The organism is Chelatococcus sp. HY11 (assembly GCF_018398335.1).
Lineage (GTDB): Bacteria > Pseudomonadota > Alphaproteobacteria > Rhizobiales > Beijerinckiaceae > Chelatococcus.
Genome location: NZ_JAHBRX010000001.1, coordinates 1,870,374 through 1,895,424, shown reverse-complemented (window position 1 = coordinate 1,895,424; position 25,051 = coordinate 1,870,374). Strand labels below are relative to the sequence as shown.

28 protein-coding genes are annotated in these 25,051 nt (G+C 66.1%); 23 read left to right on the top strand and 5 right to left on the bottom strand.

What is annotated here, in order from left to right:
- Positions 1–138 precede the first annotated feature (138 nt).
- The 4 genes from KIO74_RS08800 (at position 139) to KIO74_RS08785 (ending at position 3,648) form a co-directional block, all read left to right on the top strand.
- On the top strand, positions 139–1,962 hold the full coding sequence (locus KIO74_RS08800) for a PAS domain-containing sensor histidine kinase (RefSeq protein ID WP_213331650.1): 1,824 nt from the start codon (positions 139–141) through the stop codon (positions 1,960–1,962).
- Positions 1,955–2,737, top strand: coding sequence for a peptidoglycan-binding domain-containing protein (locus KIO74_RS32200; RefSeq protein ID WP_213331649.1), 783 nt, complete (start codon positions 1,955–1,957; stop codon positions 2,735–2,737). The genes KIO74_RS08800 and KIO74_RS32200 overlap by 8 nt, the downstream gene beginning before the upstream one ends.
- A 21-nt stretch (positions 2,738–2,758) precedes the next feature.
- A complete protein-coding gene (locus tag KIO74_RS08790) occupies positions 2,759–3,100 on the top strand; it encodes a DUF1491 family protein (RefSeq protein ID WP_213331648.1) in 342 nt (113 codons plus the stop codon).
- A 329-nt stretch (positions 3,101–3,429) separates the two neighbouring features.
- A complete protein-coding gene (locus KIO74_RS08785; RefSeq protein ID WP_213331647.1) occupies positions 3,430–3,648 on the top strand; it encodes a hypothetical protein in 219 nt (72 codons plus the stop codon).
- Between the two features lie 91 nt (positions 3,649–3,739).
- Here KIO74_RS08785 and KIO74_RS08780 read toward each other — a convergent pair whose 3' ends face one another.
- The 3 genes from KIO74_RS08780 to KIO74_RS08770 all read right to left on the bottom strand — a co-directional run bounded on the left by KIO74_RS08780 (position 3,740) and on the right by KIO74_RS08770 (position 7,302).
- On the bottom strand, positions 3,740–4,309 hold the full coding sequence (locus KIO74_RS08780; protein WP_213331646.1) for a DUF1254 domain-containing protein: 570 nt from the start codon (positions 4,307–4,309) through the stop codon (positions 3,740–3,742).
- Positions 4,309–4,884: a DUF1214 domain-containing protein gene (locus KIO74_RS08775; protein WP_213331645.1), complete on the bottom strand. Its 576-nt coding sequence runs from the start codon at positions 4,882–4,884 to the stop codon at positions 4,309–4,311. The genes KIO74_RS08780 and KIO74_RS08775 overlap by 1 nt, the downstream gene beginning before the upstream one ends.
- A gap of 210 nt (positions 4,885–5,094) precedes the next feature.
- A complete protein-coding gene (locus KIO74_RS08770; RefSeq protein WP_213331644.1) occupies positions 5,095–7,302 on the bottom strand; it encodes a transglycosylase domain-containing protein in 2,208 nt (735 codons plus the stop codon).
- Between the two features lie 211 nt (positions 7,303–7,513).
- Here KIO74_RS08770 and KIO74_RS08765 point away from each other — a divergent pair, with 211 nt between their 5' ends.
- Positions 7,514–8,062, top strand: a complete 549-nt coding sequence (locus KIO74_RS08765; RefSeq protein WP_213331643.1) for a YcgN family cysteine cluster protein — start codon at positions 7,514–7,516, stop codon at positions 8,060–8,062.
- Positions 8,063–8,159: 97 nt separating this feature from the next.
- On the opposite strand, the gene KIO74_RS08760 is transcribed toward KIO74_RS08765, so the two are convergent.
- A complete protein-coding gene (locus KIO74_RS08760; RefSeq protein ID WP_213331642.1) occupies positions 8,160–8,834 on the bottom strand; it encodes a L,D-transpeptidase in 675 nt (224 codons plus the stop codon).
- Between the two features lie 471 nt (positions 8,835–9,305).
- Here KIO74_RS08760 and KIO74_RS08755 point away from each other — a divergent pair, with 471 nt between their 5' ends.
- The 7 genes from KIO74_RS08755 to KIO74_RS08730 are packed head-to-tail and all read left to right on the top strand — an operon-like array spanning position 9,306 to position 14,819.
- Positions 9,306–9,971 (top strand): hypothetical protein, encoded by a 666-nt coding sequence (locus KIO74_RS08755; RefSeq protein WP_213331641.1) that lies wholly within the window; start codon positions 9,306–9,308, stop codon positions 9,969–9,971.
- The gene (locus tag KIO74_RS08750; RefSeq protein WP_249730916.1) at positions 9,874–11,235 is read left to right on the top strand and encodes a DNA-packaging protein; all 1,362 of its coding nucleotides are present in this window, start codon (positions 9,874–9,876) and stop codon (positions 11,233–11,235) included. Before KIO74_RS08755 ends, KIO74_RS08750 begins: the two co-directional genes overlap by 98 nt.
- Positions 11,236–11,282: 47 nt before the next feature.
- Positions 11,283–12,515 carry a phage portal protein gene (locus KIO74_RS08745; protein ID WP_213331640.1) on the top strand — a complete coding sequence of 411 codons (1,233 nt, stop codon included), beginning with the start codon at positions 11,283–11,285 and terminating at the stop codon, positions 12,513–12,515.
- A 17-nt stretch (positions 12,516–12,532) separates the two neighbouring features.
- On the top strand, positions 12,533–12,790 hold the full coding sequence (locus tag KIO74_RS08740; RefSeq protein ID WP_213336113.1) for a hypothetical protein: 258 nt from the start codon (positions 12,533–12,535) through the stop codon (positions 12,788–12,790).
- Positions 12,787–12,954: a hypothetical protein gene (locus KIO74_RS31670; RefSeq protein ID WP_249730915.1), complete on the top strand. Its 168-nt coding sequence runs from the start codon at positions 12,787–12,789 to the stop codon at positions 12,952–12,954. Before KIO74_RS08740 ends, KIO74_RS31670 begins: the two co-directional genes overlap by 4 nt.
- Complete coding sequence (locus KIO74_RS08735; RefSeq protein WP_291980170.1) at positions 12,951–13,541, top strand: HK97 family phage prohead protease; 591 nt, start codon at positions 12,951–12,953, stop codon at positions 13,539–13,541. Before KIO74_RS31670 ends, KIO74_RS08735 begins: the two co-directional genes overlap by 4 nt.
- Before the next feature lie 18 nt (positions 13,542–13,559).
- Entirely contained in the window at positions 13,560–14,819 is a 1,260-nt protein-coding gene (locus KIO74_RS08730; protein WP_249730914.1) for a phage major capsid protein, read from the top strand.
- Positions 14,820–14,825: 6 nt separating this feature from the next.
- Here the strand turns inward: KIO74_RS08730 and KIO74_RS08725 are convergent, their stop codons facing one another.
- The gene (locus KIO74_RS08725; RefSeq protein WP_249730913.1) at positions 14,826–15,719 is read right to left on the bottom strand and encodes a S1 family peptidase; all 894 of its coding nucleotides are present in this window, start codon (positions 15,717–15,719) and stop codon (positions 14,826–14,828) included.
- A 109-nt stretch (positions 15,720–15,828) separates the two neighbouring features.
- Between KIO74_RS08725 and KIO74_RS08720 the strand changes: the two genes are divergently transcribed.
- The 11 genes from KIO74_RS08720 (at position 15,829) to KIO74_RS08670 (ending at position 25,051) form a co-directional block, all read left to right on the top strand.
- On the top strand, positions 15,829–16,392 hold the full coding sequence (locus tag KIO74_RS08720) for a head-tail connector protein (protein WP_213331637.1): 564 nt from the start codon (positions 15,829–15,831) through the stop codon (positions 16,390–16,392).
- A gap of 1 nt (position 16,393) precedes the next feature.
- Complete coding sequence (locus KIO74_RS08715; RefSeq protein WP_213331636.1) at positions 16,394–16,723, top strand: head-tail adaptor protein; 330 nt, start codon at positions 16,394–16,396, stop codon at positions 16,721–16,723.
- Entirely contained in the window at positions 16,720–17,172 is a 453-nt protein-coding gene (locus KIO74_RS08710; protein ID WP_213331635.1) for a DUF3168 domain-containing protein, read from the top strand. The genes KIO74_RS08715 and KIO74_RS08710 overlap by 4 nt, the downstream gene beginning before the upstream one ends.
- A gap of 81 nt (positions 17,173–17,253) precedes the next feature.
- Entirely contained in the window at positions 17,254–17,664 is a 411-nt protein-coding gene (locus tag KIO74_RS08705; RefSeq protein WP_213331634.1) for a phage major tail protein, TP901-1 family, read from the top strand.
- Between the two features lie 8 nt (positions 17,665–17,672).
- Positions 17,673–18,047: a gene transfer agent family protein gene (locus KIO74_RS08700; protein ID WP_213331633.1), complete on the top strand. Its 375-nt coding sequence runs from the start codon at positions 17,673–17,675 to the stop codon at positions 18,045–18,047.
- On the top strand, positions 18,047–18,316 hold the full coding sequence (locus tag KIO74_RS08695) for a rcc01693 family protein (RefSeq protein WP_213331632.1): 270 nt from the start codon (positions 18,047–18,049) through the stop codon (positions 18,314–18,316). The genes KIO74_RS08700 and KIO74_RS08695 overlap by 1 nt, the downstream gene beginning before the upstream one ends.
- Positions 18,309–18,908, top strand: coding sequence for a phage tail tape measure protein (locus KIO74_RS08690; protein ID WP_213331631.1), 600 nt, complete (start codon positions 18,309–18,311; stop codon positions 18,906–18,908). Before KIO74_RS08695 ends, KIO74_RS08690 begins: the two co-directional genes overlap by 8 nt.
- 9 nt (positions 18,909–18,917) lie before the next feature.
- Entirely contained in the window at positions 18,918–19,553 is a 636-nt protein-coding gene (locus KIO74_RS08685) for a DUF2460 domain-containing protein (protein ID WP_213331630.1), read from the top strand.
- A 262-nt stretch (positions 19,554–19,815) separates the two neighbouring features.
- Complete coding sequence (locus KIO74_RS08680) at positions 19,816–20,709, top strand: phage/gene transfer agent baseplate hub protein (RefSeq protein ID WP_213331629.1); 894 nt, start codon at positions 19,816–19,818, stop codon at positions 20,707–20,709.
- Positions 20,706–21,149 carry an NlpC/P60 family protein gene (locus tag KIO74_RS08675; protein ID WP_213331628.1) on the top strand — a complete coding sequence of 148 codons (444 nt, stop codon included), beginning with the start codon at positions 20,706–20,708 and terminating at the stop codon, positions 21,147–21,149. The genes KIO74_RS08680 and KIO74_RS08675 overlap by 4 nt, the downstream gene beginning before the upstream one ends.
- On the top strand, positions 21,149–25,051 hold the full coding sequence (locus KIO74_RS08670; protein WP_213331627.1) for a baseplate multidomain protein megatron: 3,903 nt from the start codon (positions 21,149–21,151) through the stop codon (positions 25,049–25,051). Before KIO74_RS08675 ends, KIO74_RS08670 begins: the two co-directional genes overlap by 1 nt.

The window sequence follows — 25,051 nt, the reverse complement described above, 5'->3', positions numbered from 1 at the left end:
CGCCGCACTGTCCGGGTAAGATGCAAAGCGTTTCTTAGCGTTCGTTTAAGCCGCTACTGCCATTGTGAGCGCTCAATGGAAAGGGGCGCGCCTATCGAGCGTGTAACGACCGTGACCGCTTTGATGCCTGGATTGTCGATGCGTCAACGTTTGGCCGGCTTGATCCATCCCTCGGTTGGGGAGGATGAAGACGAGCGCGCGCGCCACGAGCATTTCATCGTCACGCGTTTGATTGTCGCCTTCGTTGCCCTGACGGCACTGCCGCTCTATCTCGCGGTTTTTGGCGTCCCCTCGCTCGCGCAGCTCCTTGTGCTCATTCTCCTCGCCGCCCCGATCGGCGCTGTCGTGCTGCTGTCGCAGACCGGCCGGCTCGACGTGGCCTATGGTCTGTCGTCGGCGTCTTTTGCTTTGCTCGTCCTGGTGCTCGCCACGGCTTCCGGCGGGACAACTTCGCCCGCGCTGATCTGCCTTGTGGCCCTGCCGGTGGAGGCGCTGCTGTCGGGATCGACGCGCCTGGTGCTCGCGTCGAGCTTCATGGGTGTCGCGGCCGCGTTCACCGTCGCGCTCCTGCAGGCGCTGGGTCTCGTCCAGGCGGGTGGCGTGCAGCCCGGTCTCATGATGCCTCTCTGCGCGTCGGCGGCGATCGGCTATGTGGCGACGCAGGCGCTCGCGGCATGTCGCCGCGAGGCGAAGGACCGCGCGGTCATCGCCCAGCATGACGCGCGTGACCAGGTGGTCCTGGAGACGATCGGCGATCTCGTGACATGGCATGATCGCAGCGGCTCGGTGGTTTTCGTCAGCTCGGCCGCCGAAGTCCTGACCGGCCTCCCGGCGCGGCAGCTCTATGGACGTGGCCTTTTCGACCTCGTTCATATCGCCGATCGCCCGGCCTTCATCAAAACTCTGACCGATGCCGTTTTCACCACGGGGCCCCTGAACACGCAGTTCCGGCTCAACGTGGCGTCTTCCGATCCCGAGACCGGCGCGGCGTCGAGCGGCTTCATCTGGGTGGAGATGACGGTCAAGCGCGCGCAGAATCCGGCTGGCGAACTGCTGGACGACACCTATGCCGTCGTCGCGGTAACGCGCGACATCACGCCCCTCAAGCAGCACGAGGCCGAGCTCGACGAGGCCCTGAGCCAGGCCGAAAGCGCCAATGACGCCAAGAGCCGTTTCCTGGCGACAGTTAGCCATGAACTGCGAACGCCGCTCAACGCCATCATTGGATTCTCCGAGATCCTCGCCAGCCCCGCGCTCTCCCCGCATGATCAGGCAAGGCAGCGTGAGTATGCGATGATCGTGCAGAACTCCGGCCGTCACCTCCTGGAGATGGTGAACATGCTGCTCGACATGTCGCGGATCGAGGCGGGCAATTTCGAGATCGAATTCGAGCCCTTCGACGCGAGCGCCTTGCTCGACGATTGTTGTGACCTCATGCAGCTCAAGGCCAAGGACGCCGAGATCGTCCTCGGGCGCCAGTTCGAGCGCAATGACCATGTGCTGGTGGCCGATCAGCGCGCTTGCCGGCAAATCGTGCTCAACCTCATCGCAAATGCGGTGAAATTCACCCCCCCCGGCGGCGAAGTTCGCGTGAGCGCGAAGGTCGAGGGAGACCGCTTCGTCCTGAGCGTCGCGGATACAGGGATCGGCATCGCGGAGGAAGATATTCCAAGGCTCGGCTCACCGTTCTTTCAGGCGCGCTCGTCCTACGACCGGCCTTATGAAGGAACCGGGCTTGGATTGTCGGTCGTCAACGGGCTTGTGTCCCTGCACCATGGAACCATCAATATCGCGAGCGTTGCCGGCAAGGGCACGACGGTCACGGTCTCCTTGCCGCAGGATTGCCGCGTCGGTGTCGAAGTCCCACAGGCACGCCATCGGCTGGATATCGGGCTGGCCATGCCCTGGGCTAATCGTCGCAAAGACGACCATGAAAAAGAGGCTGTGAAGCGTCGTGCGTGAAGTTCTAGCTCGTTCCGATCACGATTTCAGGGTCTACGATAGCGCTCCGGCGAAGCCACGGGGGCGGGCGCGCGGTCAAGCCGGCGGCCAAACGCGCGGTGGGCGGGCAAAAGGGGCGAAAGCATCCCGATCCATCATAGGCGCCATCGCAAGCGCGGTTCGCCCTATCGCCATTCTCAAGATCGTGGCCATCCCCCTTGTCCGGAAGCCAGCGACGGCTCTCACCGCCCTTTTGATGACGAGTTGCGCGGTCTTCATCGTCGTCAATGCGGTCGCGCTGCAACCCGGCCAGCATCCAGCACCATTGTTCGGTTCCGACCGCGGCCGGGCCGCACCGGAGACGGCCCAGCGGCCTGTCGCATCCACCACGCCAGCGCCGCCGGTGCCGGCTCCGCCGCAGCGGGGCGCCGCGCCCACTGCGCCGGCTGCTGTCCAGCCACCCAATCGCCCGGAGCGGGCCGCGCCAGCGCCACGCGAGACGGCAGCGGCGCTTCCGCCCGCCCGTCCCGACGTCATCGGCGACTTCATCCGTGGTGGCGCCCCGGCTACCACGGGCGCGATCAATACAACACCCCAGGCCTCGCTCGTCCTGCTCAACGCGCAGAAGGCCCTGCTCAAGCTTGGCTACGTTATCAAGCCGGACGGCCTGATGGGACCGGCCACGCAGAAGGCGATCGAGATCTTCGAGAAGGACCATGGCCTGGCTGTCACCGGGGAGCTTGGGCCGCGGACGCTGCAGGCACTTGGCGCTGCTAGTGGTATGCCGGTTGAATAGAGATGGGCCGGGAACTTCCCCATGCGGCTGAGGACTGATTTCTGGGTTCCCGCCTATATCAGGCGGTGTTCAGTTGAGGGCGCCTATGCCGTTCTGCGTCGGCGAGGAGCCGCGGAAGCCGGTGCGGTCTTCGTCAAGATCGATCCCCTGGATGGCACCTGCGCGCTCTATGGACCAGCCCCGCAGAGTTTGACGGGCGACCAACCGGAAGAGCGCTTTTTCCTCCAGATCCCGTTGAGCGAGGCAAGCCCGCTCGCTGCTGAGGAGAAGCTTCGGCGCGAAATCGCTTTCGATCCCGACTTGTGGATCGTCGAGGTCGAGGATCGAGAGGGACGTCATTTCCTTGATCTAGCCAAGGAATGACGAGCGCTTTTCAAAGGTCGGATGAAAGAATTGTGTGCCAGCCCTTGCGTTGACTGGCAGGCACTCATTCGTCTTGCTGAATGGTTAGCGGATGGTGAATCGTTCTCGTTGAGAAGGCGCGGGATAGCCAGCGGGCGCTATAGGGTAATCGGGACATGCTATTGCCGGGCGTTGAATTTCGCGCAACGTGCAATTTCAGCAACGACGTGCAATTTCTGATTGTATTTTTGCAGGGCAAGTCACCTGCATTTAAGGAACATTTAACCACGCCGTCCCATTTCTAATGTGGATGGACGCAACCCGTTTCGGGGCGCTGTACGGAGGCCGCGATGGATCAAATTGCCGGTACTCAGTTGGGGCAGGTTGTTCAGTTGGCGGATCAAGCCGCGTTCAAATATCGGATGCGCCGTCCGGCGGTAAGGTCCGACAAGCCTGCCCAGCTCTTGCTTTTCATGGGTGTTCACTACGAACGGCATGAGACGCCTGCGCGCAATTTACCGCGGCGTGGCAAAAGACAGGCACCGCAGCGCGACAAGAATGTCTGCTGACCATGCGGCTCTCGCAGGTCATCACGGCCTGAAATGGTTGGTCACGACAATTACGGTACCGGCGAATCGCCTATAGCCCTACGGCATCCCCTCAAGAACGAGGTGCTTGGGGCTGTGGCATGCACAGCAGGCTTTCCGCGGCCTTCTTGGCCTCGGGCATCTCACTGGGAAAAGCGGCGAGCACCCGGATGACCACGAGCCCGCTGTTTTCCGAGGTGACCAGCCGTAGAGTGTTGGTCGCCGTCGCTTCCTCGCTGTCCGCCACGAATTCGTCGAAATAGGCTTGCGACATGAGCGTGAGCTTCACCTGACCGCGGGTGGCCGCCTGGTCGGTAAGAGCGTAGAGCACCTGGCCTCCACGCGCATGGATCGAGAGGGATGCGAAGCTCGCATCGAGCCTCGCGGACGCGACAACCGGGCCCTTGCTCAGGTCGAACGAGCAGGCGGCCACCGCCACAGCAGGATCAGGCTGGGGCAGGGGCGGGTGCTTTGCCGGATTGGGAAAGAGCAGGTCACTCGCGCCGGTGTCCGTTCCAAAACGGGCATACGCGTTGCGCTCTGCAAGATGCGGTATCGCGAAGATGGTCAGGATATGGACCGCGGCGCCCAGGACAAGCCCAGCGATCAAGGTCAGCGTGAATGAACCAAGGATCCGCGCCATCAGCACGCCGTCCGCTTCAAGGTGGGCAGGCCGATGTTGCTGATGGAGCCTGACGTTGGAGACAACGCCGTGTCGTAAAGGCGCAGGACCGCGGAAAATGCACGCGTCGTCGGTAGGGGAAGCCAGTCCCCGGCAGTCGCTTCACGAGAAAGATTGATGGCGATGGCGCCATCGGCTGACAATGTCACCTCGCGCGAAGTGAAACCATCGCGCTGCAGCGGGTTTGGAGAGAGATCGCCGTTCGCGTCATAGATTGTCACAGTCCAAATGCGTGAGCGTGGCGAGTGACCCGACAATATGTAGCGACAGGTACTGTCGAGGGGCCGGCCAGCTTCGTCGGTGCTGGTCGTGAACGCGTATCCTTCGCCTGACGCGAGAGGAATGCGGGCAGAGCGCGCCAGATTGGCAAGGGCATAGGGGTCGATCGTAACCGAGCCGAGATCCGGCCAGGTGACCCATTGGCCGGATTGAACGGCGCCGAATGCCGGATCCCCCTTCACGGCAAAATAGGCCGAGCCGAGACCGGTGGCGGCGCCGATGGCGAAGATCAAGGGCAGGGCAAGAAATGAGCGCACGGCAGCGGAGGGTCAGGAGCGAGCGAATCGGGAGTGGGAGAGCACAAGCCATCCACGTCCATCAAGAGGCGACGGTGCTGCGAGCGTCAACCCCGGTTGCCCCGCGGAGATCCCGCAATCCCTGCATACTGATAGGCTGATGGAGTACGTCACAAATGAGGTGATCCAACAGCTTGGCCGTGGCGCCACGGAACGCATGCCCTTTGCGAATCAGGGCATTGCGACAGGCGCTGTCGCCGAGCCGAAAACGTTCGGGCTCGCTGGCACACGCGCTCCGGCAGCCTGTCGCCGGGGTGTGGGGCCGGCCGCCTTGATGAGGTCGGTTACGCCGTTCAAGGCTTCATAGGAACGGCGCGACAGGGTCATCGGGCCGCCGCGTCCGGTGTCGCTGGCGGCGGGCGCGTTCGAGGCAACGGGCTTCTCGGCGGTGCCGGGTTTCACATCGATCCCCAGAAGAGGTTTTTGCTCCGTGCCGGCCAGGATCGGCGCCATCGTGTCGTGCCAGATCTGGGCGGGAAGAACGCCGCCGGTCAGGTTGCGCGTCGACGTATAGTCATCGTTACCGAGCCAGACGCTGGCGACCAGATTGCCGGTGAAGCCGACGAACCAGGCATCGCGATAGGCATTGGTCGTACCTGTCTTGCCCGCGACGATCATTCCCGGCAGGCGCGCCCGGCCGCCCGTGCCACCTTCGACCACGCGCTGCAGCATGAGATTCATGTCGGCGATCACCGACGGCGCGACGATCTGCTGTGGTGGGGCTTCGCTGTCGTGGCGCCAGATGATCTCGCCGCGCCCGTTGCGCACTTCTGTCGCGCTGTAGGGTTTCGCCCGCTTGCCGCCATTGGCGAAGACCGCGTAGCCCGAAGCCATATCGAGAACGGTCACGACACCGGCGCCAATCGGCAGAGAGGGCGTGTCCTCGAGATTGGTGGTGAGCCCCATGCGGTGGCTCATCTCGATGATCTTGGCGCGGCCGACCTTGGCGTTGCCTTTGCCGAGCGCCAGCGACATCCGCACCGGAATAGTGTTGATGGATTTTGCGAGAGCCGTGATCAGCGGCATCGAACCGGCGTAGGAGCGACCGTAGTTGTTCGGGCACCAGTTGCCGATGCAGACGGGCGCATCCGTGACGATGGTATTGGGCTTGTAGAGCCCGGCTTCCAGTGCTGCGGTGTAGACGAACGGCTTGTAGGACGACCCGGGCTGCCGCAGCGCGTTGGTCGCCCGGTTGAACTGGCTCGCGCCGTAGTCGCGGCCGCCGACCATGGCGCGCACGTTGCCGTCGGGTTCGAGCACAGCCATCGCGCCCTGGCTTGCGTTGAAGCGCTTGCCATCCCGGCGGAGGTTCTCCTCCAGCGCGCTCTCGGCGCTGTGCTGGGCAAAGATGTCGAGGCCCGTCTTGACCGTCAGGACCCGCTCCTCACCAAACTTGTCCTCGTCCGCGAGCCGCTTGACCTCCTCGAAAGCCCAATCGAGGTAATAGTCCGGGCTGACGTCGCGGCGGCGATCGATCGGCGTCGCCGGGTTGCGCCGGGCCATCTCGGCCTGTCCCTCGCTCAGCACATTGGCCGCGACCATATTGCTCAGCACATCCGAGGCGCGGGCCCGGGCCGCGGGCAGATTGACGTGGGGGGCGAATTTCGAGGGCGCCTTGAACAGGCCGGCCAGCATGGCGGCTTCGGGAAGGGTCAAATCCTTGACCGACTTGCCGAAATAGAACTCCGTCGCCGCGACAACACCAAAGGTGCTGCCCCCCATATAGGCGCGATCGAGATAAAGCTTGAGGATCTCGTTCTTGGTCAGCCGCGATTCCAGCCAGAGCGCGAGAAAGGCTTCCTTGACCTTTCGCTCCAGCGATCGCTCGTTGTTGAGGAAGAGGTTCTTGGCGAGCTGCTGGGTGATCGACGAGCCGCCTTGAACCACGCCCTCAGCGCGGGCGTTGGCGGAGGCGGCACGCATCGTGCCTATGACGTCGATACCGAAATGGTCATAGAAACGCCGGTCCTCAGTCGCGAGAACGGCCTTTATGAAGACGTCGGGGATATCCTGAAACGCCAGGGTGTCGTCATGGAGGATGCCGCGCTTGCCGATTTCGTTGCCATAGCGATCGAGGAACGTGACCGCCAGCTCCGGCCGCTTGAGCCAGTCCTCGCTGGTTTCCCGGAAGGCTGGAATGGCAAGGGCGAGTAAAAGGATACCCCCGGCGAGCCCGAGCGTCAGGCCTTCACAGGCGAGTTCATTGGCGACGCGGGCGAAGCCGCGAACACGCAGCCTGTCGGAGTAGGCGCAGATCCGTAACCAAACCTCGTTGAAATCACGGCTGGCATCGTAGAGGCTCGAATCCACCTTTGAGTCGAAGGCGAGTGCCCGACGCTTAAGGCGCTTCCAGAACGAGGCTCCACCGAACGATAGCACGCCAACCCGCCCTAATGTTTGCTATTACCGATACATAAGATGGATACGATAGCGCTTATCAACACCATGCACGACGCAAAAGACGGCCATATTGACGCGATAAGTGCTGCTTCAGCGGGCTGCACTTTCCCGCGTCGACGGGATCCGTTATGCGACGCATATCTTTCGCATCCCTTGCATCATTTGTGTGTCTGACAAGGTATTATGGTAAATGGCCGCCGCCGAATTCAAAGATCAGATCTGCGGTAAAGAGTCGATAAATGCGGAGCCGGACGGCTCCGCCGAGCTACCGTTCTGGAAGACCAAAACGCTCGCCCAGATGGACGGGGCTGAATGGGAGTCCCTGTGCGATGGTTGCGGTCGCTGTTGCCTCGTCAAGCTTGAGGATGAGGACACAGGTACCATTCATTTCACGGACGTCGCTTGCCGGCTTCTCGACACAGAGAGCTGCCGCTGCCGCGACTATCCCAACCGCCAGGCGTTCGTGCATGATTGCATCCGCCTGACCGTCGAGGAGGTCGAGCGTCTTTCATGGCTGCCGCCGACCTGCGCCTACCGCCTGGTGCGTGAGGGGGCGGACCTCTACTGGTGGCATCCGCTCGTTTCTGGAGATCCTCACACCGTTCACATGGCCGGTGTTTCCCTGCGCGGACGCTCTGTGACGAGCGAGGGGGACTTGGATGAAGAGGACTTTCCGGACAGGATCGTCACCTGGCCGAACAAGGTGCCTAGAAGTGCGCGTCGGCGTACGCCGACCTGACAGATTGAAAAAAAGGCTCCGGGCGTGATCCCGGAGCCTTCAAGGCCGTGGTTGACTATATGCCGACGATGTGGGGCGAGGCCGTCGGCCTCGAACCTCAACCTTGCGCCATCAGATCGGGATTGCTGCGGAGCACGACGACCTTAGTGCCCGTCGGGACACGCGAATAAAGGTCGATGATGTCCTGGTTGATCAGCCGGATGCAGCCTGACGAGACCGCTTGGCCGATCGTCCAGGGCTCGTTGGTGCCATGGATGCGGTAGAGCGTATCCCGATCGCCCTGATAAAGATAAAGCGCGCGCGCGCCGAGCGGATTTTCCGGGCCCCCCGGCATGCCGCCGGCATATTGGCGCAATTCGGGCTGGCGCTTGATCATCTGCGACGGCGGAGTCCATGTCGGCCATTGTGCCTTGCGCCGCACCTGGGCGTTGCCGTTCCAGCCGAAGCCCTCGCGCCCCACACCAATGCCATAGCGCATGGCACGGCCGTTCGGCCGTACGAGGTAGAGGAAACGATCGTTCGGATCCACGACGATCGTTCCCGGCTGCTGCGTGGTGTCATAGGCCACTTCCCGGCGCAGGAACTCCGGGTCTATTTCGGAAAGATCGACGGCAGGAATAGGAAAGCGCTCGTTATCGATAGCGGCGTACATCCGCTCGAACGATGGATCATACGTCGGTCCGACTGCCACCGGAACCGGGGGACGGGAAACGCATCCGCCGAGGGCCACAAGCCCGCCGCCCATCAACATACGCCGTGTCAAACCAACCATAATCGACCTCTGCCGGGGAAAATTTTGGAACCGCGGATATACGGTCCCGGATACATTGAGAACTAAGGCCAAAAGTTCCTTGAACATGACCGTACTGGGGCAAATCCCGCTCACGGGTCGGTGAAGCGTGTTGTTTGGCAACAGGTGTGACCTAAACATCGCAGTTTTGCGCTCCTCGGCGCCCTCGATAGCGTATAATTCCTATAATAGGAAAATTATCCTTGACGGCGATGCGCTGTTGAGGTAGGGTACAGTCATGCTCCAGAATTGCGTTTCAGCGCGATACTCCGGCGCGGCCGCCAGATGGGACTTGCCAGAGTGCGGGAGCGTGGCAAACGGCGCCCAGGCGACCGCCTTCTCCATTTCCTTTGGAGCGCAAGATCTTTTCATCTCCATGTTGTGACGCAGTCCCAAAAGCGAAACAGCTTCGACTGTTCTTGGGAATTGCTTCAGCGTTCACAGGACAATTTCATGGCCTCTCCAACTGCGGACGAGGCGGCGGACATGCGTCGCCGCCGCGCCGAAGGCGCTTCCATTGCCGGCATTATGGTCGCGACGGGATGGGGGCGAACCGCCGTGCGCAACGCACTCGCATCCACTCCGGAAATGCCCGTCGAGATCCCCGGTCGCGCTGGGCTGTCGGCTGAAGGGAGAACCCGCCGCAACGCAAAGACAAAAGCCAGGCCTTCCAAAGGCACGAAGCCTAAGGCTCTGACAGACCTTCGGTCTACGGTTGCGAAGGCACGTTCCAAGGCCGACCCAAAGCCCGGCCCTGAGGTCGAAACCAAGACCAGATCCGAGAAGACCAGATCCAAGACCGCACCCGCGAGAAGCGCTCTCGTCGCGCGACTTTGGCGCACCGCCGATGCGCAGGTGCGCGCGGTGGAGCGGCGTTTGGCGGAAGGCGAGACCGAGCCCGGAGAGCGCGAAAAGGATGCGCGCACCCTGGCCGTGGTGGTGAAAACCCTGCGCGATCTCCTCGCCCTGGAGGCTGACGAACAGACTGTCGACGCCACGACGGCGAAGGAGAAGGGCGGCGATGTCCGGGACCTCGACGATTTCCGACGCGAGCTTGCGGAGCGCATTGATCGACTGCGCCGCGCGCGGGACGCTGAAGTCCCTGCTGGCGAGCTGTGATGCGAGGCTGCTGGACTGGCTGATGCATCATTGGCCGCTCTTCGCCCGGCCTGATCAATTGCCGCCGGACAACGACCCGCTCCGCGACGACTGGACCGTCTGGCTGGTGCTTGGCGGACGCGGCGCGGGCAAGACGCGCACCGGCGCGGAATGGGTGCGGGGAATGGCGCTAGGGCATCCGCCCTTCACGTCCGCTCCGGCCGGCCGGATCGCGCTTGTCGGCGAGACGGCGGCCGATGTCCGCGATGTGATGATCGAAGGCGTCTCCGGCCTGCTCGCCATCCATTCGAGACGGGAACGCCCGACATGGACGCCGACGCGTCGCCGGCTGGAGTGGCCGAACGGCGCAGTGGCCCAGGCCTTCTCCGCCGAGGATCCCGAACAATTGCGTGGGCCGCAGTTCGAGGCGGCCTGGATCGATGAACTCTGCAAATGGCGTCACGCGCAGGAGACATGGGATATGCTGCAGTTCGGATTGCGCCTGGGCACGCGCCCCCGGCAGGTGGTGACGACGACACCGCGTCCGATCCCCCTCTTGAAAAAGCTCATGGCCGATCCGCGCACCGCATTGTCGCGGGCAGCGACCCGCGCCAACGCTTTTCATCTCGCACCCGCCTTCCTTGATACGATCGTCGGGCGCTATGCGGGCACCCGCCTCGGCCGGCAGGAACTCGATGGCGAGATCGTCGAGGAGCGCGCGGATGCGCTGTGGAACAGGGACGCGATCGAGGCGGGCCGCGTCGAGAGGGCGCCGGCGCTGACCCGCATCGTCGTCGCGGTCGATCCGCCCGCTTCGTCTGGCCGGCGGGCCGATGCCTGCGGCATCGTGGCGGCGGGCATCGATGCGGGCGGCCAGGCCTTCGTGCTGGAGGACGCCACGCTGGAACGGGCACGTCCGGCCGAATGGGCCGCGGCCGCGGTTGCCCTCTATCGACGGCTCGAGGCCGATGCGCTCGTCGCGGAGGTCAATCAGGGCGGCGAGATGGTGGCCGCCGTCATTCGCGAGATCGATCCCGGTGTGCCCGTGACAGCGGTGCGCGCCACACGCGGCAAATATCTGCGGGCCGAACCGGTCGCGGCCCTCTACGAGCAGGGACGGGTCCGTCATGTAGGCGCGCTTCCGGTGCTCGAGGACGAGATGGCCGATTTTGGCCCAGCTGGTTTGTCGTCCGGCCGGTCTCCCGATCGTCTCGATGCCCTGGTATGGGCGGTAACCGCCCTTGCCCTCACCGGGCAGGCCGAGCCGCGCGTGCGCCGGCTCTGATCCCGCCACACCAGAATTTCCGCTCTGTCCCATCGAAAGAACAGTTCATGCCGAACTTTCTCACCCGCCTCATCGGGCGCGCGGTGAACACGCCGTCGCGCCCGGCAACGGCCGCGCCCCCTGAAGCCAAGGCCTCGCGGGCGGGACCGCTCATTGCCTTTTACCAGATGGGCAAGCCGGTCTGGACGCCGCGCGACTACGCGGCCTTGGCGCGCGAGGGCTTCCAGCGCAACGCGGTCGTCCACCGCTGCGTCCGCATGATCGCCGAGGCCGCCGCCTCCGTGCCCTGGCTCGCCTATGACGGCCGTCGGGAGCTCGATGATCATCCCCTGCTCAAGCTTCTCGCCCGCCCGAACCCACGGGAGGCGGGCGCCGCCTTTCTCGAGGCCGTCTATGGGCACCTTCTGGTAGCCGGTAACGCCTATATCGAGATGGTCGCGCTCGATGGCGAGCCGCGCGAACTCTTCGCGCTGCGGCCGGACCGCATGCGCGTCGTGCCGGGCGGCGATGGCTGGCCGGAGGCCTATGACTACACCATCGGTGGCGAAACGGTCCGCTTTCGCCAGGACGGGCGCCAAGAAGGGCGCCGGGAAGAGCGCCAAGACGAGCGCCTCCCGCCCATCCTGCATCTCACCTTGTTCAATCCCGTCGATGACCACTACGGGCTGTCGCCGATGGAGGCGGCGGCGACCGCGCTCGACATCCACAACGCGACGGGCGCCTGGAACAAGGCGCTGCTCGACAACGCCGCTCGGCCGTCCGGCGCGCTGGTTTATGCGGGGCCGCAGGGCACCAATCTGACCGACGCGCAGTTCGAGCGGCTGAAAGCCGAGCTCGACGAGCAGTTCCAGGGCGCGGCCAATGCGGGGCGCCCCCTGCTGCTCGATGGCGGTCTCGACTGGAAGCAGCTGTCGCTGTCGCCGAAGGACATGGATTTCATCGAGGCGAAGGCCGCGGCGGCGCGCGAGATCGCGCTCGCCTTCGGCGTGCCGCCGCTGATGCTGGGCCTGCCCGGCGACAATACCTATGCCAATTTCGCCGAAGCCAACCGCGCCTTCTGGCGGCAGGCGGTCATCCCGCTCGTCAAGCGCACGGCGCAAAGTATCGCGCAGTGGCTCGGCCCAGCTTATGAGCCCGCATTGACGCTCGTCCCCGATCTCGACGGCATCGAGGCTCTCTCCAGCGAGCGCGAGGCCCTGTGGCGGCGTATCGCCGCCGCCGATTTCATCGATCGCGACGAGAAGCGAGAGGCGACCGGCTACGGGCCGGCCGGGCGCTGAACCCTCGGAGGCCTGCCATGGCCGGCATCACTGAGACTTTCATCGCGCGGGGTGATCTCGCGCATCTCGCCCTCTTTCTCTGGGCGAGCGGCGCCTCGACCTTCCTCGTGCTCATCCTGCGCGAGCTCAGCGCCGCGAACCAGCGCTTCGACGTCTTCGTCGGCGAGCTCGCCCGCTTCAACCTTCGCCATGCAGCCCAGTCCTCGGCCGTTCAGCCCTCGCTCGAGGCGCCGGTCGAGCCATCGGTCAATCCCAGCAAGGAGACCCAAGCATGAATGCTTCACCCGCGCGGCAGGCCCGGCCTGCACAGCGCCGCCCCCGCCAGCCCCACAAGCCGGACGAGGCCATCGCGACGTTTGTGCGCATCCTGGAGCAACTGGAGGCGGGCGCCGCCGGGCTGGCCAATGGCCGCCGGCAGCCGGCCCGGGCCGGCCGGTGAAGCCGGTTTTTCCGACCGCACCCGCGGTGAAGCTGATCGCCACGGCTGCGGCGCCCGGTCTGTTCGAGGGCTATGCCAGCCTGTTCGGCGTGCCCGACCTCGGCCGCGATGTCGTGGAACGCGGCGCCTTCCGCGCCAGCCTCGACCGGCGCGGCATCAAGGGCGTCAAGTTGCTGTGGCAGCACGATCCCGGCGAGCCGATAGGCCGCTGGCTCGCGCTCGCCGAGGATGCGCGCGGGTTGAAGGTGCGCGGGCAGCTCAATCTCGCCGTTGGGCGTGCCCGCGAAATCCACGCGCTGATGCGCGATGGGGCGGTGGATGGCCTCTCGATCGGCTATCGCACCGAGCGCGCTCGCACTGATCCGCGCGATGGTCTGCGCCATATCTCACGGCTCGATCTCTGGGAAATCTCGCTCGTCACCTTCCCGATGCTGCCCGGCGCGCGCGTCGGCAGCGTCAAGCGTGACCTATCGCGCGATCGCTTGCGTGATCACTTGCGGCGCCCCTTGCCCGGCGCCGTGCAGCCCGCGTCCGATCTCGCCGCCACCATCCGCGCCGCTGCCACGCGGCTGTCCGCTTCTCTCTGATCCATGAGGAATGACTCTATGCACACGGATCTGACCGCTCCTGAAACCAAGGCCGCCGGCACGGAGGTCGCGACTGCTTTCGCTGATTTCGCCACGACCTTTGAGGCCTTCCGCGAGACCAACGACAGCCGCCTCAGCGAGATCGAAAGCCGCCTCGGCGCCGACGTGGTGACCGAGGAGAAGCTCGGCCGCATCGACCAGGCGCTGGACGATACCAAGCGCCGGCTCGACCGGCTGACGCTGGCCGCCCGCCGGCCTGCGCTCGGCGCGCCGGGGGCCGGGGAGGGGGCCAATGATGCGATGACACAAGAGCACAAGGTTGCCTTCGCCGGTTACATGAAATCCGGCGAGGCGGCCGGCCTCAAGGGTCTGGAGGCGAAGGCGCTGTCGGCCGGCTCCGGCCCCGACGGCGGCTATCTGGTGCCGGCGACCGTCGAGCGCGAGGTGCTGCGGCGGCTGGCGGCGATCTCGCCGATCCGCGCCATCGCGGCGAACCGTGTCATCTCGGGCGGCCTCTACAAGCGCGCCTTCTCGACCACCGGGCCTGCCTCCGGCTGGGTGGCGGAAACCGCTGCGCGGCCGCAGACCAACAGCCCGACACTCGCGGAACTCAGCTTCCCGGCGATGGAGCTCTATGCCATGCCGGCCGCCACCCAGACGCTCCTCGACGACGCCGTCGTCGATATCGAGCAGTGGCTCGCGGACGAGGTCGAGACGGTTTTCGCCGAACAGGAGGGTACGGCTTTCGTCACCGGTGATGGCACCAACAAGCCGAAAGGCTTCCTGGCCTATGACACGGTGGCCGAGGCGAGCTGGAGCTGGGGCAGGCTCGGCACGGTGTCGACCGGCGTCGATGGCGCCTTCGCGGCGAGCAATCCCTCCGACATCCTGATCGATCTCATCTACGCGCTGAAGGCCGGCTATCGCCAGAACGCGACCTTCGTGATGAACCGCAAGACCCAGAGCGCGATCCGCAAGTTCAAGGACAGCCACGGTAACTACCTCTGGCAGCCGCCGGCCTCGGTCGGGCAGCCGGCGACGCTGATGTCCTTCCCCGTGGTCGAGGCCGAGGACATGCCCGACATCGCGGAGGACAGCCTCTCGATCGCCTTTGGCGACTTCCGGCGTGGCTATCTCGTGGTGGATCGCGCGGGTGTGCGCGTCCTGCGCGATCCCTACTCGTCGAAACCCTATGTGCTGTTCTACACCACCAAGCGTGTCGGAGGCGGCGTACAGGATTTCGCGGCCATCAAGCTCCTGAAATTCGCCGCGAGCTGAGGCGGTTCACTCCCCGACCCAGCTCGCGCTTCGCCCCCAGCTCGCCAGCGTCCTGTCGATGAAGGCGCGCTGCGGGCCGACGAGCACGCCCTGGCTGAGGAGCCCGCAGTCCCGCTTTCCCTGCCCCTTGGACCAGGTGCTGATGGCAATGACGGCGCCCGACTGAAGCGCGATGGGCCCGCCGGAATCGCCGCGGCACACGCCCGCGCCGGCTGCCTTGCCGCGCCCTTGCGGGTCTGCCGCCCAGATCAGAATGCTGCTCGGGCCGTAAGGCTCGACGACTGTGAGGGGCGCCGTGCGGAAGGTGCCGCTCGACGCGCCATCTCCCTCGCGCGCCACGCCCCAGCCGCCGAGCATCAGGGAGGTGCCAAGCGCGGGAGAACGTTGGGCCGCGACAAGACTGGCCGTGGAAAAATTCGCCGGCAAGGGCGACGGCAGACGTACCAGCGCGAGATCGATCGAGCGTTGACGGGTGCGGATCGCATTCGGGACGTAGCCGGGATGGACCGCGATCGCACGCGGCTCGATGAGAACCGGCTCGCCCCGCTCGCGGAAATGCACGCGGAAGGCATCCGCGCCGGTCACGCAATGGGCGGCCGTCAGAACGGCGTCGGGGGCAACGACCACCGCCGAGCAGACGCTGCCGCGCGACCCGAGCACCATGACGCTCGCCGCGCCAAGTGGCCCGCCGCTGCCGGAGGCGCCGACCACCGCCTTTGCCGGCGGCAAGCCTGCGAGCAAGCCCGCCGACCCGAGGCCGAGCGCCAGCGCATGATTGATCAAGGCCGTCCTCGTCGGGGCTTTTTTGATCGAGGCTTGCCTGATCGAGCCTTCCTTGGTCAGGGCATGCCGCACCGCCCGTATGGCAGGGGGACGGCTCAAGGCGCTCATCAAAAACATTCGGTTGCTCCCAGTCGGCGCGCCAAGGCTTAAGCGCCGGTGCACGCGAAGGGAAGTGTCGATTTGGCAACGTGCCCGAGGAGGCGCAGTTTTCGCTGAGGATCTCAGAATGACAGCGACAGTGATCGAGAGGCCGGAGCAGGAGCCCGTCTCGTTGATCGACATGAAGACCTACCTGCGTGTCTGCGATGATGGTGATGACGATCTGATCGCCTCGCTGATCACGGCGGCGCGGGTGGCCATCGAGACCACGACCGGGCGCCTGATGATGCGCCAGACCTGGCGGCTCGTGCTCGACCGCTGGCCGCAGGGGCGCATCCTGCGCGTTCCGATCGGCCCCCTGCTTGGGCTCGCGGCAGCCCGCGTCGCCGATGTAGGCGGCGGCCTGCAGGCGGTGCCGCCGGGCTATTTCGTGGTGGACGTCCTGTCAGGCGCAGGCCGCATCGCGCTCGGTCCCGATGTTCCGGCGCCGGGCCTGTCCACGGCCGGTATCGAGCTCGACCTCGTTGTCGGCTACGGCACCGATCCCGAACGCGTGCCGATGCCCATGCGGCAGGCGCTGCGCCAGCTCGTCGCCGGCTGGTACGAGCGACGGGGCGATACGGCAGCCGCGGCCACGCTTCCGGCGGAGGTCGCGGCCTTGTTGGCGCCCTACCGTCCGATGAGGCTCTGACATGACGGAGATCGGCATGATGCGCCGCCCACTCGTCCTGGAGCGGGCGGTCGATACGCCGGACGACGTCGGCGGCGTCTCCCGGCGCTGGTGCAGGATCGCCCGGCTGTGGGCTGCACTGGAGCGGACGCAGGGCGCCTCCAGCGAGCGCGACCGCAGTGACCGCCGCGAGCTCGCGATGGCCTATCGCGTGACGCTGCGCTGGCGCGGCGACATCACCGGCAATCATCGATTTCGCGACGGCAAACGGCTGTTCGCCATCCTGAGCGCGGCGGACCCCGACGGCCGCCGCCGCTGGCTCGTCTGCGTCGTCGAGGAGGTGACACCATGAGCGAGGCTCCAGGCGATCCAACGCCGGCCGAACTGGCGAGCCCGGTGCTGGCGCTCCGCCGCGCCATCGTCTTCCATCTCGCTGCGGATGCGGATCTCACCGTCATCCTCGGTGGAGCCCGCATCCACGACGCGGTGCCGCGCGGTGCGTCAGGCGTGTTCGTGGTCTTCGGCGAGACCCGCTGCCGCGATTGGTCGACCATGACAGACCAGGGCCATGAACAGGACATCAGCCTGACGGTCTGGTCCAGGCCGGGTGGGGCGCGGCCGGCGCTTGCCGCCGCCGCTTGCATCGAGCGGCTGCTCCACGACGCGTCGCTCCCGCTCGCAGGGCATCGCCTGGTCAATCTGCGTGTCACGGCGACGGAAGTGCGGCGCGACGAGCGCGCCGACCTCGCCCGCGTGACGGTGCGGCTGCGGGCCGTCACGGAATGTCTCGCGACGCCCTGACCTCCAGAGGCTTCCTGATTTTCAGCAGAGATTTTCCAGCCAAAAATTCAGCCAAGATTTCAGCCAAGAGGACGATTGGATATGAGTGCCCAGAAAGGCAAGGACCTTCTGCTGAAGGTGGCGGGGGACCCATCCGGCTTCGTGACCGTGGCGGGCCTGCGCAGCAACCGGCTGGCCTTCAACGCCGAGACGGTCGATATGACCCACCAGCAATCGGCCGGGCGCTGGCGCGAACTGCTGGCGGGGGCGGGGGTGCGCCGCGCCAGCATCGCGGGATCAGGCGTATTCAAGGATGAGGCGTCGGATCAGCGCGTCCGGCAGATCTTCTTCGACGCGGTCATCGTGAACTGGCAGGTGGCCATACCCGATTTCGGCATCATCGAAGGCCCGTTCCAGATCCTTTCCCTCGAATACTCCGGTGACCACGCTGCGGAAGTCACGTTCGAGCTCGCGCTGGAATCGGCCGGCGCCTTGGCGTTCACCGCGCTATGAGGCCGGCGATGACCACCACGCGACGCGCCAACCGCCATCGGGGCGAGGTCGAGGCTCGGCTCGGGGGTGAGTGCCACGTGCTGTGCCTCACGCTCGGGGCACTCGCCGAGCTCGAGACCGCCTTCGGCGCCGAGGATCTCGCGGCGCTCGGCCAGCGGCTCAGCGAGGGGCGGCTGTCGGCCCGCGACATCATCCGCATTATCGGCGCCGGGCTGCGCGGTGCCGGCACGACACTCTCGGACGCGGAGGTGGCCGGGTTGCCTGTCGCCGGCGATCTTGATGCCTATGCGCGAGCGGTTGCGGATTTGCTCGCGGCCGCCTTCGGTATGGCGAATCCCAATCCATCCGAGGTTCAGCGATCCCAGGCCACCACAAACCCTTGATGGCCGCAGGACGCCCCGAAGCCGGACCCGCACCATCCCCCGCCCCGCTACCCTGGGACGCGGTGATGGCCTTAGGCCTCGGCGTCCTGCGGCTTGCGCCTGCCGATCTCTGGGCCATGACGCCGCGTGAACTCGCGGCCGCCATCGAGGGCGTAGCAGGACGAAACGCGCGTCCCCCACCGCTCGGCCGGGAGCGGCTCGCGCAACTCATGGCGACTTTCCCCGACGAGATCGGGCCTCACCATCAGGAGAAGCACAATCATGGCTGACGGCTATCTGCCCGACGACGACCCTGTGTCGCTGGCCAATGCGCGTGATGCGCTGAAGGACCTCGACAGCCTTTCACGCCAGTTCGGCCGGTCCATCAGCGATTCCTTCGCCAAGGCCGCGACGGGCAGCCGGCAATTCGACGATGTGCTCCGCACGGTTGGCTCGCGGCTCACCGAGATCGGACTGAAGGCGGCGCTGAGGCCCCTTGGAAAGGCCTTGACCTCAGGGCTCGAAAGCCTCGTGACGACGGCGGGTGGCTCGCTGTTCGGCGGTCTGTCCCTCAATGCGAAGGGCAATGCTTTCTCCCAGGGACGCGTCCAGCCCTTCGCGGACGGCGGCGTGGTGGCGACGCCGACCTATTTCCCCATGCAGCGCGGCGTCGGGCTCATGGGCGAGAGCGGCCCGGAGGCGATCCTGCCGCTTGCAAGAGGGCCGGACGGCCGGCTCGGGGTCGCCGCCTCGGGGGGCGGGACCGCAACGTCCATCGTTGTGAATATCGCCGCCAGCGATGCCGAGAGCTTCCGCCGATCCGAGGCGCAGGTGTCAGCAGCCCTTGCTCGTGCCGTGGCACGCGGCCAGCGCGCCCTGTGAGGAGCCGCCATGCCCGATGATTTTCATGACGTTCGCTTTCCGCTCGATGTCGCGCTGGCGGCAAGCGGGGGGCCGGAATGGCGCACGGACGTCGTCATCCTCGGCTCGGGCCATGAGCACCGCAATGCGCGCTGGGCCCATTCCCGCCGCCGCTATGACGCGGGCTACGGCGTGAAGTCGCTCGACGCGCTGGCGGCGGTGCTCGCCTTCTTCGAGGAACGCCGCGGCCGCCTCTTCGGCTTTCGCTGGCACGACAGGCTCGACGGCAAATCCTGCGTGCCCTCCGGGGTGCCCCAGCCGACCGATCAGGTGATCGGGCAAGGCGACGGCGAGCGCCTCGTCTTCCCGCTCGTCAAGACCTATGGCGCCGTCCATGACCCCTATGAGCGCCGTGTCACGAAGCCGGTCAACGGCTCGGTGCGCGTGGCGATCGACGGTATCGAGCAGTCCGCCGAGACTTTCACCTGCGATACCGCGACAGGTCTCGTGACTTTTGCCGCGCCGCCGGAAGCGGGGCAGGTCGCGACGGCGGGCTTTGTCTTCGACGTGCCGGTGCGCTTCGACATCGACCGGCTGGAGGTGGATCTCGCCGCCTTCACGGCCGGCAGCATTCCGAAGATTCCCCTGGTCGAACTCATCGACTAGCGCTGTGGACAGTTGGTCGCGGCGGCCTTGCCAAAGCATCGCCGTCATTCCGGGGCTTCGCGTCAGCGAAGAGCCCGGAACCCATGAACACCATGTCTGACAGGAAGATGCGTCTGTCCCTACGGCGCTCCGTTGGTTTGCCGTCGTGTTCATGGATTCCGGGCTCGGGCCTTGCGGCCCGCCCCGGAATGACGACGCCGTTTCCTGCTCCTCAACTGCGGCAACTGTCACGCGACCTAAAAAAAACGACTGGAGCCATTCCATGCGCCTGATCGATCCCGGGCTCGCCGGCCATCTCGCCGGCGGGGTGACGACCTTGTGCCATTGCTGGAAGCTGACGCGCCGCGACGGCGTCGCGATGGGCTTCACCGACCATGATCGCGATCTCACCTTCGCCGATGTCGTCTTCCGGGCTGGCACGGGGCTGGAGGCGGCTGAAATCACGGCCGAGCGGGGCTTTGCGGTCGGCGGCGGCGATGTCTCGGGGGTTCTGACCGCCGCGAGCCTCACCGAAGATGATCTGGCCTCCGGCCTCTACGACGATGCCAATGTCGAGCTGTGGCTCGTGAACTGGGCTGAAGTGAGCGCGCGCCTGTTGCTGGAGGTCGGCTCGACCGGCGAGGTGCGGCGCACGGAACATGCCTTCGCGGCGGAAGTGCGCGGGCTGATGCATCGCTACGGGGAGGAGAGGGGGCGCGTCTATCGCACCACCTGCTCGGCCGATCTCGGCGACGGCCATTGCGGGATCGACCTTGCCGATCCGGCCTTCGCCGCCGAGGTCGCGGTGACGTCGACCGACGGCCGCCTCGGCTTCGGCGCGACGGATCTCGGCGGCTATGCGGATGATTGGTTCACGGCGGGCCAGGTCCGCTGGCTCGATGGGGCCAATGCGGGGATGCGCGTGGATGTGAAGGCGCATCGCGCGGCGACCGGGCGCGGCGAGGTGCTGCTCTGGCAGCCCGTGCCGCGCAACATCGCCGTCGGCGACCGTCTGCGCATCACGGCCGGCTGCGACAAGCGTTTCGCGACCTGTCGGGCGAAATTCGGCAATGCGGCCAATTTCCGCGGCTTTCCGCACATGCCCGGCAACGACTTCGTCGTGCGCTATCCGCTGCCGGGCGAGGCTGGCCACGACGGCGGCAGCTTCTTCCGATGAGCACGTCGCCCACTCGGGAGCAGGTCGCCGAGGCCGCGCGCGGCTGGATCGGCACGCCTTACCGACATCAGGCCTCGCTGCGCGGTATCGGCTGCGATTGCCTCGGCCTCGTGCGCGGTGTCTGGCGGCAGCTCTATGGTGCCGAGCCTGAGTCGCCCCCGGCCTACAGCCCGGACTGGGCCGAAGCCGGCCACCGGGAGCTCCTGGCGGAGGCTATGCTGCGCCACTTCCGGCCGCTTGACAGCGTCCCGCCCCGTCCCGGCGACGTGCTTCTCTTCCGCTGGCGCGCGCATCTGCCGGCCACCCATCTCGCCATCGCGACGACGAAGGCGGGCATGGTGCATGCCCATGCCGGCGCGCGCGTCGCGGAAGTCGCCCTCGGCGGCTGGTGGCGTCGCCACCACGTCGCAAGTTTTTCTTTTCCGGAGATCCTGGACTGATGGCCACACTCGTCCTTCAGGTTGCGGGCTCGGCGCTTGGCGGGGCCATCGGCGGGCCGTTCGGCGCCATCATCGGCCGCGCCATCGGTGGGCTCGCGGGCGCCGCCATCGACACCGCGCTGCTCTCTTCCGGCGGCGGCACGCGCTATGTGGAAGGGCCGCGCCTCAATGACGTGCAGGGGCTCACCTCCACCGAAGGGGCGGGCGTGCCGCGCGTCTACGGCCGCGCCCGTGTCGGCGGCCAGCTCATCTGGGCGACCCGGCTTGAGGAAGTCGCCCATACGAGCGAGGCGAGCGCGGGCGGCGGCAAGCTTGGCGGCGGCGGTTCAACCGTCACCACGAATTACAGCTATTTCGCCAACCTCGCCGTTGGTCTGTGCGAGGGGCCGATCGCCTTCGTCCGCCGCGTCTGGGCCGATGGCCGCGAGCTCGACCAGAGCACGTTCGTCATGCGCGTCCACCCGGGCCATGAGGATCAGGAGGCCGACCCGCTCATCGTCGCCAAGGAAGGCGCGGACAATGCACCGCGCTATCGCGGTCTCGCCTATGTCGTGTTCGAGCGCCTGCCGCTTGAGGATTTCGGCAACCGCATCCCGCAATTCTCCTTCGAGGTGCTGCGGCCGGTCTCCGGCCTCGCCGAGATGGTACGCGCCGTGGATTTCATCCCAGGAGCGAGCGAATTCATCTACGAGCCGCAGGCGGTGTCGCAGGTGCTGGGCCCGGGCGTTACACGCTCGGAGAACCGCCACCAGCTCTTCCGGCCAAGCGATGTCATTGCCTCACTCGACGTGTTGCAGGCGCTCTGTCCCAATCTGGAGCGGATCGCCCTCGTCGTGAGCTGGTTCGGTGACGATCTGCGCGCCGGCCATTGCACGATCACGCCGCGCGTCGAGACCTATCTGAAGACGACGGAGGATCTAACCTGGCAGGTCGCCGGGCTCGACCGCCTGTCTGCGCGGCAGGTCAGCCAGCTCGACGCGCGCCCGACTTATGGTGGCACGCCCTCGGATAGCTCGGTGATTGATCTCATCCGCGTGATCAAGGCACGCGGCCTAAAGGTCGTCCTTTATCCCTTTGTCATGATGGACGTAAGCCTGGGCAACGATCTGCCGAACCCCTATGCGGACGAACCAGGCCAGCCGGCCTTCCCGTGGCGTGGCCGCATTACCTGCCATCCCGCGCCGGGGCAAGCGGGCTCGCCGGATGGCACCCCTGATGCCGGTGAACAGATCGCCCAGCTCTTTGGCGATGCCTTGCCCGGCCATTTCATGGCCGTCGCCGATACGGTCCTCTATGCGGGGCCGGACGAATGGAGCCTGCGCCGGCAGATCCTGCATTATGCGCATCTCGCCATGGTGGCTGGTGGTGTCGATGGCTTCATCATCGGCTCGGAATTCGTGGGGTTGACGCGTGTGCGGCGCGGCGCCGGACTTTACCCGGCGGTCGAGCAAATGATGACGCTGGCGACTGATGTCCGCAGTGTCGTCGGAGCGGACACGACGATCCTTTATGCGGCTGATTGGACCGAATACGGCGCGCATGTCCGTGAGGGCGGCGAGGTGCGCTTCCCGCTCGATCCGCTCTGGGCGTCCCCGGCAATCGACGCGGTCGGGATCGATTTTTATCCCCCTTTTACCGATTGGCGCGACGGCACTGCCCACCGCGACGCGGCGGAGGCCTATTCGATCTACGATCAGGACTATCTCAAGCGGCGGATCACGGCAGGCGAGGCCTTTGACTGGTACTACGCCAGCGATGCCGATCGCGACGCGCAGATCCGCACGCCGATCGCCGACGGTGACTACGGCAAACCCTGGATCTACAGGGCCAAGGACCTCGCCGGGTGGTGGCAGAACCCCCATGTCGAGCGGGTCGGCGGCGTGGAGACGGGTGAAACCGCCTGGGTGCCTTGCGCAAAGCCGATCTGGCTCACCGAGATCGGCATCCCGGCGGTGGACAAGGGCACCAATGGGCCAAATGTCTTCCCGGACCCGAAGTCATCGGAGTCAGCCTATCCGCCCTATTCGCGCCGGGTGAGAGATGATCTCATTCAGAGCCGGGCCTTGGAGGTCCTCATCGGCCATTACGGCGAGGGCGCAGACGCGGCCAATCCGATCTCGCCGCTCTATGGGAGGCCTATGGTCGATCCTGCCGGCGTCTTCGTCTGGGCGTGGGATGCTCGGCCATTCCCCGCCTTTCCCGACCAGACGAGCACCTGGGCGGATGGAACGAATTGGCAGAGCGGCCATTGGCTGACCGGACGCCTGGAGGGCCTGCCGCTCGACCGGCTCGTGGCCCAGGTTCTCGCTGACTTCGGCCTCGCCCCGGCCTCCGAACTTGCGATCGATGGCTTTCTCGACGGCTATGTCGTGGAGCGTCCGATGAGCGTCCGTGCGATCCTGGAGCCTTTGGCGGGCGCCTATGGCTTCGATGCGGTTGCCAGCGGGCAGGCGGTCCATTTCCGCGGTACTGGACGGCGCGCTCTCATCGCGGTGGAGCCGGGCGCGCTCGTTCCCGACGATGCGGGCGCCGGCATGGCATTGCGCCGCGCGCAGGAGACCGACCTGCCGCGCGAATATCGCATCGGCTTTACCGATGGTGACCGTGAGTACAGGCGCAGCGCCGCCGCGTCACGGCGTCTGAGCGCCGGCAGCGCCCGCGAGCAAGGCACCGACCTCGCCGTCATCACCGGTCCCGCCGAGGCGCAGCGCCTCGCGGATCTCGCCTTACAGGACGCCTGGATAGGCCGCGAGACGCTTGATCTCGGCATGAGCCCCCGGATGGTGGGGCTCGAGCCGGGCGATCTTCTCGACGTGCCCGTTGGCGGTGGTCGCCGGATCTACCAGATCCAGCGGGTCACCGATGGCCTCTCCCGGCGTGTCGGCCTGCGCGCCATCGAGCCCACGCTGCATGACGGGACGATGCCTGACATTCCCCGCCATACGGCGCCGTCGCCGCCAGTTCCGGGCCGGCCGGCGGTGATCGTTCTCGATTTGCCGATCGTGACGAAAAGCCCACCGACGCTGCAGCATATGGCCGTCGCGGCGGACCCGTGGCCGGGTCGCCAGATGGTCTGGCGTTCAGCGGATGGCACGAGCTTCGTTCAGCACACCGTCGCCCCGTTGTCCGCCGCCGTCGGCGAAACGTGGGACAGTCTCGCACCCGGGCCGCTCTGGCGCTGGGATAAGGCTAACAGCCTGACCGTGCGGCTGTGGGGCGGCGCCTTGGCGAGCGTCGATGACACGGCCGCGCTGGCGGGCGCCAACAGCTTCGCGCTGAAGGGACCCGACGGGCTGTGGGAAATCCTGAGTGCCGCGCGGGCCGAATTGATCGGCGACGGGACTTACCGCCTCAGCCGTCTGCTGCGCGGTCTCGGCGGTTCGGAGGAAGCCGCCGCCCGGCCGGTGCCGCCGGGCGCGACCATCGTGCGTCTCGATCGCGCGATTGTCGGGCTCACCGACAGCCCGGCGGATCTCGGTCGCAGCTGGCATTATCGCGTCGGGCCGGTGGGGCGTGACCACGGCGATCCTATCATGCGCGCGGTGAGCGCCACGGTCGGGCCACTGGCGCTGATGCCCTTCACGCCTGTCCATATTCGCGCGCGCCGCGTAGCGGGCGGCATCGCGATCACCTTCATCAGGCGCAGCCGCATCGACGGGGATGGCTGGGAGGCGGCGGAGATCCCGCTCGGAGAGGAGGTGGAAAACTACGCGCTCGACATCCTCGACGGCGCGGCAGTCAGGCGCCGGCTGACGAGCGGATCGCCCGCCATCTTCTATGCCGTCGCGGACGAACTGGCAGATTTCGGCGGCACCCAGACCGCGCTCACGCTCGCGCTGGCGCAGATGAGCACGGTGGTCGGCCGGGGCTTCGAGGCCCGCGTCACCATTCCCATCCTCTAG